The sequence below is a fragment of the Microbispora sp. NPDC046973 genome (assembly GCF_040644495.1).
Classification (GTDB): Bacteria; Actinomycetota; Actinomycetes; order Streptosporangiales; family Streptosporangiaceae; genus Microbispora.
This window is the reverse complement of sequence record NZ_JBEYWQ010000001.1, coordinates 389,719-403,229: the sequence shown is the minus strand read 5'-3', so window position 1 is coordinate 403,229 and position 13,511 is coordinate 389,719. Positions and strand designations below refer to the sequence as shown.

General features: G+C 67.4%; 10 protein-coding genes and 1 tRNA gene. 5 read left to right on the top strand and 6 right to left on the bottom strand.

All coding sequences use genetic code 11. The annotated features are described in order from the left end of the window. The first annotated feature begins 16 nt into the window (after positions 1 to 16). Complete coding sequence (locus ABZ860_RS01940; RefSeq protein WP_357213691.1) at positions 17 to 1,156, top strand: ArsA family ATPase; 1,140 nt, start codon at positions 17 to 19, stop codon at positions 1,154 to 1,156. Between the two features lie 48 nt (positions 1,157 to 1,204). Here ABZ860_RS01940 and ABZ860_RS01935 read toward each other — a convergent pair whose 3' ends face one another. After that, on the bottom strand, positions 1,205 to 1,501 hold the full coding sequence (locus ABZ860_RS01935; RefSeq protein ID WP_030506755.1) for a WhiB family transcriptional regulator: 297 nt from the start codon (positions 1,499 to 1,501) through the stop codon (positions 1,205 to 1,207). A 258-nt stretch (positions 1,502 to 1,759) separates the two neighbouring features. Here ABZ860_RS01935 and ABZ860_RS01930 point away from each other — a divergent pair, with 258 nt between their 5' ends. Continuing rightward, entirely contained in the window at positions 1,760 to 3,997 is a 2,238-nt protein-coding gene (locus ABZ860_RS01930; protein ID WP_357213688.1) for a transglycosylase domain-containing protein, read from the top strand. A 150-nt stretch (positions 3,998 to 4,147) separates the two neighbouring features. Here the strand turns inward: ABZ860_RS01930 and ABZ860_RS01925 are convergent, their stop codons facing one another. Beyond that, the gene (locus tag ABZ860_RS01925) at positions 4,148 to 4,603 is read right to left on the bottom strand and encodes a GatB/YqeY domain-containing protein (protein WP_193202142.1); all 456 of its coding nucleotides are present in this window, start codon (positions 4,601 to 4,603) and stop codon (positions 4,148 to 4,150) included. A gap of 80 nt (positions 4,604 to 4,683) precedes the next feature. Between ABZ860_RS01925 and ABZ860_RS01920 the strand changes: the two genes are divergently transcribed. After that, positions 4,684 to 5,616, top strand: a complete 933-nt coding sequence (locus ABZ860_RS01920; protein ID WP_357213686.1) for a metallophosphoesterase — start codon at positions 4,684 to 4,686, stop codon at positions 5,614 to 5,616. A gap of 35 nt (positions 5,617 to 5,651) precedes the next feature. Continuing rightward, positions 5,652 to 5,728: transfer RNA gene (locus ABZ860_RS01915), tRNA-Pro, on the top strand. 623 nt (positions 5,729 to 6,351) lie between these two features. Here ABZ860_RS01915 and ABZ860_RS01910 read toward each other — a convergent pair. Beyond that, positions 6,352 to 6,954: a hypothetical protein gene (locus tag ABZ860_RS01910; protein WP_357213684.1), complete on the bottom strand. Its 603-nt coding sequence runs from the start codon at positions 6,952 to 6,954 to the stop codon at positions 6,352 to 6,354. A gap of 31 nt (positions 6,955 to 6,985) precedes the next feature. Then, positions 6,986 to 9,691: a DNRLRE domain-containing protein gene (locus ABZ860_RS01905; RefSeq protein ID WP_357213682.1), complete on the bottom strand. Its 2,706-nt coding sequence runs from the start codon at positions 9,689 to 9,691 to the stop codon at positions 6,986 to 6,988. Positions 9,692 to 9,906: 215 nt separating this feature from the next. On the opposite strand from ABZ860_RS01905, the gene ABZ860_RS01900 reads away from it, so the two are divergent. Beyond that, positions 9,907 to 10,527, top strand: a complete 621-nt coding sequence (locus ABZ860_RS01900; RefSeq protein WP_357213680.1) for a hypothetical protein — start codon at positions 9,907 to 9,909, stop codon at positions 10,525 to 10,527. 469 nt (positions 10,528 to 10,996) lie between these two features. Here ABZ860_RS01900 and ABZ860_RS01895 read toward each other — a convergent pair whose 3' ends face one another. Together ABZ860_RS01895 and ABZ860_RS01890 are read right to left on the bottom strand one after the other, a co-directional pair. After that, positions 10,997 to 12,457: an RICIN domain-containing protein gene (locus tag ABZ860_RS01895; protein ID WP_357213677.1), complete on the bottom strand. Its 1,461-nt coding sequence runs from the start codon at positions 12,455 to 12,457 to the stop codon at positions 10,997 to 10,999. Positions 12,458 to 12,895: 438 nt separating this feature from the next. Then, entirely contained in the window at positions 12,896 to 13,240 is a 345-nt protein-coding gene (locus ABZ860_RS01890; RefSeq protein WP_357213674.1) for a DUF2690 domain-containing protein, read from the bottom strand. Between the last annotated feature and the right edge of the window lie 271 nt (positions 13,241 to 13,511).

Below are 13,511 nucleotides of genomic sequence, written 5' to 3'. Positions count from 1 at the left end.
AGTGAGAGGCTGAGCTGTGACGAGGACGGCGCCCGCGCTGGACATCGATGCGATCTTGGATGACCCGGGCACCCGGATCATCGTGTGCTGCGGTTCTGGCGGTGTCGGCAAGACCACGACGGCCGCGGCCCTCGGGCTGCGCGCCGCCGAGCGGGGCCGCTCGGTGGTCGTCTTGACCGTGGACCCCGCCAGGCGGCTGGCCCAGGCCATGGGCCTGACCGAGCTCGACAACACCCCCAGGCGCGTACACGGTGTGGACGGCGCCGGAGAGGCCGGCGGCGAGCTGCACGCGATGATGCTCGACATGAAGCGGACCTTCGACGAGATCATCGAGGCCCACGCCGATCCCGAGCGCGCCCAGCAGATCCTGACGAACCCCTTCTACCAGTCGTTGTCGTCCAGCTTCTCCGGCACGCAGGAGTACATGGCCATGGAGAAGCTGGGCCAGTTGCGCCGCTCGAACGAGTGGGACCTGATCGTGGTGGACACCCCGCCGTCGCGGTCGGCGCTCGACTTCCTCGACGCCCCCGAGCGCCTCGGCCGGTTCCTCGACGGCAGGCTGATCCGCATCCTCACGGCACCGGCCAAGGCCGGCGGGCGCAGCGCGTTCAAGCTGCTCAACGCCGGCTTCGGAATGGTCGCGGGCATCCTGACCAAGGTGATCGGGGCCCAGGTGCTGCGGGACATCCAGATGTTCGTCACCGCGCTCGACGCGGTGTTCGGCGGCTTCCGCCAGCGCGCCGAGCAGACGTACCGGCTGCTCCAGGCACCCGGCACGGCGTTCGTCGTCGTCGCCGCGCCCGAGCGCGACGCGATGCGCGAGGCGTCCTACTTCGTGGAGCGGCTGGCCGACGAGCGCATGCCGCTGGCCGGGCTCGTCGTCAACCGCGTGCACCGGCCGCTGGCGTCGTCGCTGTCGGCGGCGCGCAGCTCCGCTGCCGCCGAGGACCTGGACGCCAGGGGCGAGCACGAGCTCACCGCGGCCGTGCTGCGGTTGCACGCCGGCCGGATGCAGCTCGCCTCACGGGAGCAGCGCCAGCAGGAGCACTTCACCTCGGCCCATCCGACGGTGCCCATCGCACAGGTGCCCGCGATGCCCGAGGACGTGCACGATCTGGCGGGACTGCGCCAGATCGGGCAACTCCTCGCGTCCTGAAGGCGTGACATCCGGCGTCCCGCTTCGCCGCGGGACGCCGCCCCGGACTCAGCCGGCGATCAACTCGTTGGTTCGCTCGTACTCTTCCTTGGCGGACTCCAGCAGGTCCCGCCAGGACTCCACGTCCGGCCTGCGCCTGAGCAGCGCGCGCCGTTCCCTCTCCGTCATCCCGCCCCACACCCCGAACTCGATGCGGTTGTCGAGCGCATCGGCGAGGCATTCGGTACGGACGGGGCATCCACGGCAGATGAGCTTGGCCCGATTCTGGGCGGCGCCTTGCACGAAGAGCGCGTCAGGATCCGCACCTCGGCAGGCGGCACGGGAGGTCCAATCCGTGATCCACATGTTCGACCCCACTCCCCTTAGGTGGTCAGTCGTCGTTTCGGCCGACGGGCGCGGGCGTCGGGCCTCCTGGTTGCAGTAGCCGCAGAGGAGAAAGTACGCAACGAAACGATCGAACCGACATACCCCGGGGGGACCAAATTCGTGCATGGTCATGTCAGGCCATGTGGCCGGGAATGACTAGTCCCCCCCGCCGGGGGGTAATGCGGACCTGTGGAGTCGATGCCGGGAGAGTCACCAAACGGACGTACCCTTGGATCCGTGCAAGCTCACGGCAAATCTCTGGCATCCCGGACAGGTGCCGCCCTGCGCCTCGTCGGCGCCGCGGGCGTGGCGGGAGTGCTGGCGGCGGCGATTGCACTACCCGCCGTGGGCGGGGCAGGCGTGACGGTCAAGTCGAGCATCGAGACCCTGAGCCTCAAGCCGGCCGACCTCAACGAACCACCGCTGCCCGAGAAGACGGTCCTGCTCGACGCGGACGGCAAGCAGTTCGCCCAGTTCTACTTCGAGAACCGGGAATCGGTCCCGATGGACCGTATCGCGCCGATCATGCGCAAGGCGATCGTGGCGATCGAGGACTTCCGCTTCTACGAGCACGGCCCGCTCGACGTCGAGGGCACGACCCGCGCCCTGGTCAGGAACATCACCACGGGCGGGGTGACGCAGGGCGGCTCGTCCATCACCCAGCAGTACGTGAAGCAGGTCCTGTACAACAAGGCGGAGACCGACGAGCAGAAGGCCGCCGCCGTCGCGCCGACCGTCGGGCGCAAGCTCAACGAGATCCGCTACGCGATGGGGATCGAGCAGAAGTACAGCAAGGACGAGATCCTCAACCGCTATCTCAACATCGCCTACTTCGGCGCCAGCGCGTACGGCATCGAGGCCGCGTCCAAGCGGTTCTTCGGTAAGCACGCCTCGGAGCTGAGCCTGAGCGAGGCCGCGACGCTGGCGGGAGCCGTCCAGGACCCGAACGCCACCGACCCCAACCGGGGCAAGGAGTTCCGCGACCGGCTGCTGGCCCGGCGCAACGTCGTGCTCGACCGCATGGCCGAGCTGCACATCATCACCGAGGCCGAGCGCGACGCGGCCAAGAAGAAGAAGCTGGGGTGGAAGGACAAGGAGATCCCCGGCGGCTGCGAGGAGAGCGACTACCCGTACTTCTGCCTGTACGTGCGCAACGAGATCCTCAACGACGAGCAGTTCGGCAAGACCAAGAAGGCCCGGCAGGACTTCCTGGCCCGCGGCGGCCTGACGATCAGGACCACGCTGAGCCGGAAGATGCAGAAGGCCGCCGAGAAGGCGATCAAGAAGTACGTCTTCCCGAGCGACAAGCCGGTCGCCTCCGAGGCGCTCGTCGAGCCCGGCACGGGAGCCATCAAGGCGATGGCCTCCAGCCGGAAGTTCGGCACCAGCAGGAAGAAGAACGAGATGTCGATCAACGTCGTCGCGGACGCCCTGCACGGCGGCGGCACGGGCTTCCAGGCCGGATCGACCTTCAAGATGTTCACGCTGGTGACGGCGCTCAAGGAAGGCTACAAGTTCAACGACGGCTTCAACGTCGGCAGCACCTACACCGCGCCCAGCTACTCCGCGTTCAAGGACTGCAAGGGCAACTCCGTGGGCGACACCAACACTCCGCTGCACAACGCGGAGGGCCACGGCGGGTTCCTGACCCTGCAGACCGGCACGTGGGGCTCGGTGAACACCTTCTTCCTCACGCTGGAGCAGAAGGTCGGCCTCTGCGACGTCGTGAAGACCGCCAAGGACTTCGGCATCAAGCGCGCCGACGGCGGCAAGCTCCAGGAGTTCGAGCCGTTCACGCTCGGCTTCAACGAGATGGACCCGGTCACCGTCGCCGCGGCGTACGCGACGCTGGGTGCCCGCGGCAAGTACTGCACGCCGATGGCCATCACCGAGATCACCGACCGCTTCAACAAGGTGACCTCGTTCAAGCCCAAGTGCAAGCAGGCCGTCGAGGCCGAGGTCGCCGACGCGGCCACCAGCATCCTGTCGGGCGTGTTCACCAAGGGCACGATGTCCGGCGTCGGCGGCATCGGCAGAGACGCGGCCGGTAAGACCGGTACGGGTGACGTCTCCCGCACCGTCTGGTTCGCCGGCTTCACCCCCGACCTGGCGGGCGCGGTCAGCCTCGGCGACCCGCGCGGCCCGGTCCGCTACCCGCTGAGCAACCGCGTCATCGGCGGCCGGTCGTACGGCTCGGTCTTCGGCGCCAGCATCCCCGGTCCGATCTGGAAGTCGACCTTCCTGTCGGCGCTCAAGGGCATCGACCCCACGTCGTTCGTCAAGCCGGACATGTCGAGGTTCGGCGGCTGCGCCCACCAGTGCGCTCCCCCGCCGAAGCCGAAGTCCGACCGGGGCGACGGTGGCGGGGACGGTCCCGGCGGCGACGGTCCCGGCAACGGCCGTGGCGGCGGCCACGGTGGTGGCCGCGGTGGCGGTCCCGGTGGCGGCGACTCGCCCTTCGACCCGTTCGGGTGATCGATCCTTCTCCCGATGGGCCGCTCCTCTCGCCGAGGAGCGGCCCATCGGCGTTTCCGGCCTCGCCCGGACGCGCACAACACGGCGTCGGGCGGAGATCCCGGCCTTCGCAGGACGCCCGCCCGGTCCAGGGCCGGCCGGCCGCGGCGGTCAGGCCGACAGGCGGGCGCGTACGGCCTGGGCGACCCGGCCGCCCTCGGCGCGGCCCGCGACCTTCGGGTTCAGGATCTTCATGACCTGGCCCATGGCCTTGGGGCCCTGCGCGCCGCTCTCGGCGATCGCCTCGTCGACGAGCGCGTTCAGCTCGTCGTCGCTCAACTGGGCGGGAAGGTACTCCTCCAGGACCGCCTGCTCGTCCAGCTCCGCCTGGGCCTGCTCGGCCCGCCCTGCGCCCGCGAACGCCTCGGAGGCCTCCCGGCGCTTCTTGGCCTCGCGGGTCAGCACCTTGATCACCTCGTCGTCGGAGAGCTCGCGGGCCTCCTTGCCGGCGACCTCCTCGACGTTGACGGCGGCCAGAGCCATCCGGATGGTCCGGACCCGTACCTCGTCACGGGCCTTCATCGAGGCCGCGAGGTCGGCCTTCAGCTTGTCCTTCAACGCACTCATGCGTCCATCTTGCCGTGCCCGGGCTCCGGTCTTCGCCAGGTTATGCGGGAGGCGGGCCGTACGTCGGGCATCATGGCTGTGTGAGGAAAGCAGCCGCGATTCCCCTGTCCATCCTCGGCCTCGGCGTTGCCGGTGTCGGCTACGCCTCGGTGATCGAGCGGAACTGGTTCCGGTTGCGCCGGTTCGACGTCCCCGTCCTGGCTCCGGGCCAGCGCCCGGTCCGGATCCTGCAGATCTCCGACCTGCACCTCACGCCCCGGCGTCGCCGGCTGATCACGTGGGTGCGTTCGCTCGCCGCTCTCGACCCCGACCTCGTCGTGAACACCGGCGACACGCTGGCGCACCCCGACGCGGTCGAGTCGTACATGTACGCCGTGGAGCCGTTGCTCGACCGGCCGGGGCTGTTCGTCTACGGCTCCAACGACCTCTACGCCCCCCGGCCGAAGAACCCCGCCCGCTACCTGTGGCGTACGTCGAAGGGGGACTCCCGGCAGCACGTGCCGACCCTGCCCTGGGACGAGCTGGGCGCGGCGATGCGGGAGGCCGGCTGGCTGGACATGAACAACGCGACGGCCCGCCTCAAGGTGGCCGACCTCGACGTCCACGTGGGCGGCATCCACGACTCCCACATCGACAGGGACCGGTACGACGAGATCGCGGGCCAGACCCCTGTGGACGCCGACCTGCGGCTCGGCGTCATGCACTCGCCCGAGCCGCGCAACATGTCCCGCTTCGCGCAGGATGGGTATCAGTTGCTGCTGGCCGGGCACACCCACGGCGGACAGTTGTGCATTCCGTTCTACGGCGCGCTGGTGACCAACTGCGGCATCGACCGCGCCCGCGTCAAGGGGCTGAGCAGGCACGAGAGCGCCTGGCTGCACGTCTCGGCCGGACTCGGCACCTCGCCGTACGCGCCCGCGCGCTTCGCCTGCCCGCCCGAGGCGACCCTGCTGACGCTCGTCCCCCGCCGCCCCGTCGTGCCGGATGACACAAGCGGCCGCAAAGTCCGCTAGACTTGCCGAGGCGCAGGACGAAAAGTCCAAGCGACCGGGGTGTAGCGCAGCTTGGCAGCGCGCTTCGTTCGGGACGAAGAGGCCGTGGGTTCAAATCCCGCCACCCCGACCAGGTAGTTGCAGGTCAAGGGCCTGATCGCTGGAGACAGCGATCAGGCCCTTGATCGTTCGTTAGCGTGGCGTTAGTGGTTTGAACCCGATCACGTAGCCATTAGCAACCCCAGGCAGCCCTAAAAACCATCCGATCCCGCGCCCGGTTGAACCTCGACCTCAGGTCTGCGATACACGTGCCAGCTTCACGGGCTCACTCTGCCGCTCCCGCAGGGCCAGAACGTGCTGCTGGCGCCGTGGACCGAGCGGAGAGGTTGAGCCTCGTGATGTATCGGCAGTGGCACAGCCGGGGCCGCCGCCACCGGGATGGCGCGAGAAGATCTTCAACCGCGAAATGAGCAGCGGCCCGGGTTCAGGAGCGCCGAGCGCCCCCCGTAAGCCTCGCCGCGAGGTGCCCATGCAGTGAAACGTGGTGGGTAGCAGGCATGAGGAAGCCTTCGGGGCGGACCGGCTGCAAGGGGAGGCCTTGTCGGCATGCCTCACCATGACCATGAGCTTCAACAACTTCGGGCCACCTCTGTGGGCGGCCATGCCCGTGCCGCAGCCTTTACGGAGGCTCTTTCGTTCACTGGCTTTGCCGGGCGAGGTAGGCGACGCCTGGTCGAACCGGACGGCGAAGGGCGGCTATTCGTCGCCCTTGCTTTCGCTCCGGAGCTCCTTGTACATGTCCCTGCACTGCTTGGTGTCCATGTCGTCGGGAGCGCACAGCCGCACGTCCAGGGCGAAGTCGACGGTGTGCTGCCGGCCCGCCGAGGTGTAGAAGACGCGGACGCCCGCGGCCCGCGCGGTGGCGTCGCCGGTCTTCCCGTACTGCAGACCAAGCTCCGTGCGGAGGATGTCGTCCCGGTCCTTCCCGCAGATCGTGGTGACGGCGGGGCTGCGGGCCGGGAAGCCGAGTTCGGTCAAGGGCCGCTCCTCCTCGCCGAGCATGTCACGCGTACGGCTCTGCCGCCGGGAGGAGAACGCCTGCAGGACGATGCCGCCACTCGGGTCGAGCAGATCGACCTTGTCGATGGTGACCGAACCGGGCCGGTCGAGGCACATCACCCAGCCTCCCAGGGAGTACGGCCGATGGGCCACGGTGTCGGGCAGCACGACGCCGATCGTGACGTCCTCGTCGGATTCGGGTGTCTTGTTGAGATACAGGCGCGGGCCCTCACCCGCGCATCCGGAAACCATGGCCGCGACCATGGCGACCGGCAGGATGAGACGAGTGAGGGCACGCATGACGGAACTCCTTACCCCGATCGGCCGGTTGTCAGTACTTGTGCGCTTCGGCGATACGCGAGGCGGATTGGGCCCAGCCCAACGGTGAATTGCCGCAGATCCGGGTCTTCTTGTGGATGGTCCAGCTCACGGACGAGGAGCTGTTCCAGCCCGACTGCGCCGACACGTGCACCACCCCGAGATCGACGCCACCGTTCACGGTGGCGTTCTTCCCCGTGGTCTTGGACAACGTGCCACCGGAATAGGTGTCGCACTTGTTGGTGTCCCGGAAGATCACGGGCTTCGCCTTGGTGAACTTGGTGAGCAGGCTGTGCACGCTGTAGGGCCGCCGTTCGGTCGGACCCTCCACCCGCGTCAGGAACGTGCAGACCCGGGTGTAATCCCGGTAGTTGATCTTGTTGTAGACCCAGACGCTGATGAGACCGTCGCGCTCGGCGTGGGCCAGGAGGTCGACCTTGCGCGATCCGCCGCCCGACCACTGCCCGCCGGTGTTCTTGAAGCCGATGCCGAGCTGGTGGTCCACCCCATACGACTGGGTGACCTTCGCCTTGGCGCCGCTCCAGCCATGGGCCTCCATGAACCGCTCCTGCACGCCGTAATGCCAGCCGCGCGCCTCGGTGACACAGCCCCTCGTGGACGAGGCGGCCATCACGCCGAACTCGCGCGCGGCCTGGTCGAAGACGTCCGAGCGCTGCTCGACCGCGACCGCGGCGGCGCGGGTGCCCGCCTCGGCGCCGAGGCTGTCATCCTGCCACTCGGGCTCGAGCGAGGGATCGGGATCAGGCTGAACGTCGACATCCGGGTCGATCTCCTCCCCCTCGGGGCCGGGGTCGATCCACTCAGCGGGAGCGTCGGCCCGGTTCTCCGTCACTCGGGCGCTGCCCCCGAGGTCAACGGAGAGAGCAGCCGGGCCGCTGTTGCCCACGGCGTCGGCCGACGGGGTCGACCACAGCGGGACGACCACATCCGACGTGGCCGCCAACGTCGCTGCGCCGCCCGTGCCACTCGGCCTGGTGGCGCTGTAGTTCCACCGGACCTCACGGGTAGCGTCCGCGACAGCGAGTTGCACATCGACAGTGCCGTCGTCGGCCACATAGCCGGCGGGCAGCGAGTCGGGGTCCACATCGATGATGAAACGGCCCTGTGAGTCGGCCTTCGCCACGCCGATCGTCTGCGTGGGCACCTCGGCGCCGTCGGCGAGACCGCTGAGGATCTCGTCCCTGGGCCAGGCGATCGCCGTGACGTCGGCGTCGGGCACGGGCTGTCCGTCTATGGTGGCCACGCCCGCGACGGCGCTTTCGGGAATGGTGCCGTCCGGCCGGGTAGGCGGCGTGTAGTCGACGATCAGCTTCGGGCCCTTGGCCGGATCGCCATTCTCGGAGGAGCGGTACATCCGCCAGTTGGTGGCGTCACTCTCGTTGGCCGCGCGCAACTGGAGCCCGTAATCGGCCGCGCCGTTGGCCCAGTCCTGCGCAATGTCCTCGATCGAGTAGTACAGCTCGGCTTCGGCGCAGGAAGGATCGCCCGCGGCGCGGCCCAAAGTGACGGCATTGGTGCCGGTGGTCGTCGGCTGGGCGCTGAGCTGAAGCGTGGACGGGCTCCATGCGCTGGTGATCCGCCGGACCTGGATGCCCGATGCGACCGTGACGCCGCAGGCGTTGGACTTGTAATTCCAGAGCCTCAGGTCCGCGTTGTTGATCGTCGACCCGGCCAGCCTGGTCGTGCCGAACTTGAGGTAGGTGCGGGCCGTCTTGGCACCCGAGCCGAACTTGCCGGCGTGCAGCCAGGTCGCCGCGTTCTGCGCCGTCGGGTAGTCGCTCGATACGAACGTGTCGGTTTGAAGCGCCAGAGTCGTCCATGGGTCGACGGTGACCGGGAACCGCACGTTCGGGTCGGACAGGAACGCGGGATCGGGTTTAAGGACCAGAACGGTGCCGTCCTTACCGTGCTCCACGGACGTGTCCACCGCCATGCGGCGTCCGGCATCGGGAGACTCCTGCGCAGCGGCGTCCCACATCTGCGGCTCAGGCGCAGCGGCGACCAGTTTCCCGCTGTCGGTGTCCGTGAGCTTGAGACGGCCGGATTCGTCCTTGCCGAACTCGAGGCCCGACAGAGCCAGCGGCATCCGGATCTGCAGTGGGCCGGTGGGGCGCTCTCGAAGCACCACATCGTGGGCCATGCCGGTCGGTAGGGCAGTGACCACCAGGTCTCCGCCTGGCACCACGTTCCGGTATGTGGCGACGTTGCCGGTCACGACCGGCTCCGGCAGGGCCTTCGTCCACCTGACACCGAAGGTGCGGCCCTTGCCGCGGCTGAGTTCCGCCAGCGAGCGGTCGCCGCCGGCGGATATCCGCAGGCCGGCTTTGATACGCCGCGGTCGAAGAGCTCCGCCGTCATCGACCAGTGAGGTGTCGATGTCGCCCCATACGCCGTTGTCCTTGACCCGGATGGGACCGGAGAAGACCTCCGTGTGGAGCGAACCGTCGGGATTGGCATAGGTCGTGCTCTGTTCTGTGCGCATCGACCAGATCTCGACCCGTGACCCCTGCCTTTTCGCCGCCTCCAGGGCCGAGTGCCGGTCAGGGGAAGAGGTGATCGTCTCGGCGGATGCGGGGGTGGTGGACGTGGCGCCCGTCAGGAGAGCGGCGGTCAGGGCCAGTACCGCTCCGGCAGCGCTGCCCCAGGACGCAGGCGACCGCCGATGCGGCTCGCGTCTTTCGTGATTTTCGGGTGCCATTCACTCATCTCACAGCAAAGGGGGATAAGGCCTGCATGACAGTACGTGAAAAAACTTCCCACAAGCAAATTCAGATGGATTCAGCTGGTCATCGCCGCAGAATACGGGGCGTTGTACGTGATTTCCACGATGCGAGGCGCGCATATCGTTGCCCGATAGTCCGATTCCGGCTGACCGTATGACTCTGATCTTGTAGGCCTTATTGCAGTAACGCGGTGAATCCTCATCCGCCGTTTGAGTACGGCCGGAATACCAAGAAAGAGAGCCTGGAGGAGTTGCTCGTGCACAATGGCACCGGTAAACGCCCCAAGATGATCGAGGAGTACGCCGGCTACCCGCGGCAGCGCTGGGAGCAGGGCTGCACCAACGCCGAGCAGCTCCACCAAGAGATCACGGCCATGGGCTACCGCGGCAAAGCCACCATGGCGCGCCAGCTCGTGCAGCCATGGAGGTCCCAGACCACCTCACCCTGCCACCACTCACTGCCCACCGTCCCCCAGGCCGCCGGCTGGTTCCTCCGCCACCCCGACACCCTCAAGGTCGACGAGCACCAGCACGTCGCGGAGTGGATGAGGACGGTGCCATCATCGGCACCCATTCGTACTGAGCCGATCGGCGGAGTCGCGCACGAGCACGAGGGATGGGGCGCGGGTGCCGGGACCGTGGAGCGCTATGAGTACCGGTGCCCCTGCGGTGACGGGACGATCACCGAAGAGCATGACAACGTGCCGGGTTTCCGGGAGCACGACGTGCGCATTGACTGTGACAAGTGCCGCGCAGAGTGGCGCTTCGTTGATGGCGGGTCCGTGCGGGATTGGGGTCTGGAACCCGTATAGCATCCGGCCCCCAGCACGCTGCTCTGCAACCCGCGCGGCTGCGGCCACGATGCTTGGGAGTCGCGTCCACGCCCCTCGGCATGGACCCGACTCCCGCCACCCCGACCAGGTAGTACCAGCTGAGAGGCCGGTTCCGAAGATCGGAACCGGCCTTCTGCGTTCCTGAGTGACTATGCTCCCAGGTGGCGGCAGGTGTACGAGATCATCAAGGCTCGTATCGCCTCCTGCGAGTACAAGGCCGGCGAGCGGTCCACCCGATCTCGTGGACCGCCTCCGCCGCGCGGTGGTGAGAATCGCACGTCCGATCCGGGACGGCGCGCCGGTGAGACGGACCGGTGGGCAGGACCGACACCGCACCTCCGGCCGACCACACAACGCCGCAATCCGGATCCCCGGCACCGAGCGCACAGCACGAGATCGGCACCGGGGAGGGATGTACCGCGGATACGCGGTTACGTCGAGACGACCGTTAGACGGCCGTGCGCGACCACTGCTGGTTGGCGCCGGTGTTGCACGGATACTGCTTGAGGATCACGCCATCCGCGGTCGATGCGGACGGTACGTCCACGCATTTGCCGCTGTGTCGTGCCCGGAGCTGGAAGTAGCTACCGTTGGCGACCATCTGGAACTGCTGATTGGTGCCGGTGCCACAGGTGTACTGGATGAGCTCGGCGCCGTCGGCGGTCGAAGCGCCCACCACATCAAGACACTTCCCGCTGTGGCGGCTGACGATGCGCCAGTAGCCGCTGCCGGCGTCCTGGAACTGCCACTGCTGCCATGGGTTGCCGCCGTAGGTGTACTGGTCGACGCGCGCACCGTTGTTGGTGCTCGCCTGCTGGACGTCCATGGCCTTGCCGCTGTGGCGCGCATCGATCCTGTAGAACGTTTCCGGCTGCGGCGAAGGGGTGGAGTCGCGGACGGTGTCGCCCCAGCCGTAGCGGACCCGGTCGGCGCCGGATTGGTTGCGGATGGTCAAGGTGAGGTTGGTGCCGCTGCCGCCGAGGGCGTACATCGAGTACCAGTCGTAGCCGATGTTGCCCGGCTTGCCGCCGAGGGCGGGCCAGTAGGTGCCGCCCATCTGGTTGTCACGCATGACCTGAGCCATGGCGCGGAGGTAGCGCACGAAGTTGTCGGTGCTGTTCGCGTCGGCGTAGTTGAGGCCGGTGGACATCGGCGCGCCGAATTCCGTCGCGATCGCGCGGGAGGCGCAGTTGCCCAGAAGCGTCTGAATGTGGCTTCGGAAGGCGTCGTAGGTCATCGCGCTGTAGAAGAAGGCGTAGTAGTGGAAGGACAGCAGCGTCGAGTTGAAGCGGCTGTCGTTGCAGATGTCCCGGAGGTCCTGGCTGAAGCCGGTACCGCCGATGAGTACCCGGCCAGGCACCGCCGAGGTGTGAGTGCTGAGCCAGTTCGCTGCTACGTTGCGCCATTCCGCCGATGAGTAGCCGTGCGGCTCGTTCATCGGCTCGAAGTAGACGTTGCTGTTCGAGCCGTACGTGTTGGTCACGGTGGACCACATCGAGTTCCATGCGGCGAGGTTCGTGATCCTGCCGCCGGAGGCTGCGCCGTCCTCCCAATAGGCCAGGATGACCTTGAATCCACGGTCGGCGGCGGCGTCGATGGCGCCGCGGTAGGAGTTCCACCAGGTCGTGTTGGCCACAGTGTGGGTGTTGATGGGCAACCGGACGGTGTTGACCCCCATGATGTATTCCATGTAGTCGTAGAGCGAGTTGGCCTTGGCCCGCACTGTCGCGTTGCTGTCGGACTGGCTCAGGCCCTGCAGGACGAGCGTGCCGGTGCTGAAGTTGTCACCCAGCACGGCCCAGTTCATGCCTCGGAATTGGCTGGTGGCGGCATTGGCCGACGGCGCGGGGACGAGGGCTGCCACTGCGGTGAGCGCGGTCACCACAAGGGCGATCAGCAACTGGCGCAACGACCGGATGCTCCGTGATGGTCTCGATGAGTAACCATCAGACGCCATGCTCAGTGCCATGAAATGTCCCATCACTAGATCTAACTTGCTGGGTCGAACTTTCACGTGTGCACATTGTTAGCGCTAACAAAATAAGTGCTGATCATCCCATGGAGGCCTCACGCTAGAGAGGAGGCGGGAGTGCGTCAACAGAAAGGGAGACGACTTGCTCGAACCGCTGGTCCGTCACGGACGCCGCTGTAAATTTCAGGCAGACTTCCTGGTCGCGCCAACGCCCAGTGCCAACGCGACTCCACCGCGCCTCGGCCACACGTTCCGCTCTCCGATCGCGGCGCGGTCGGTGCAGGGTACGAACAGGATCGCCTGCCGCCCGGGGGCGCTGCGGACAATCCCGGGCACCGGCGTACCTTTATGGACTGAAATCACAGGTCAGACGCGCTATAGGCCGAGATGCCGCCCCGATTTCTGGACGTACGGGCCATAGCACGTTTGGACATAGAACCAGGTGCCCACGCTCGCGCCGGTGATGCGCGCCCAGGAGGCGTTGCAGGTGCTGCTGTAGCGGCGCTCCAGTCGCCCGAGCGAAGTGGACAGCGCGTAGGTGGTGACGGCGTCGGCGCACCCCTCAGCGATCGGATCCCTGCCGTTGCAGCCTGTGTTGTAGCAGCTCGCGAGGGCGCTGTCGGGCGCCAGGGTGGAAGGTGCGGCGGAGGCCGGTACCGCGGTGGCGGTGAACGTCACAGCCGCCCCGGCCAGCGCGACGACGCTGATAGTTCTCTTCACCTGTCGATCCCTTTCGTTCGGTGGGAACCTTGGGATCTTCTTATGGGCCGGATTGTCCACGGCGAAGAGGTCTGGACAATCCACACCGAGGGTTTGTCCACACTGCTCCGCACAGGATTGTCCAGATCCGAGCCGAGGAGGGCGGATCGAAGACAAGGCCCTGCAGTGGAGTTCAACTCAGTTCCAAGCCCGCGGCGGTGGACTGTGCCTCGGTTCCGACGGAACGAGATTGGAGTCGTCGATGTCACGATTTTCCAGGACGGGCACGCGG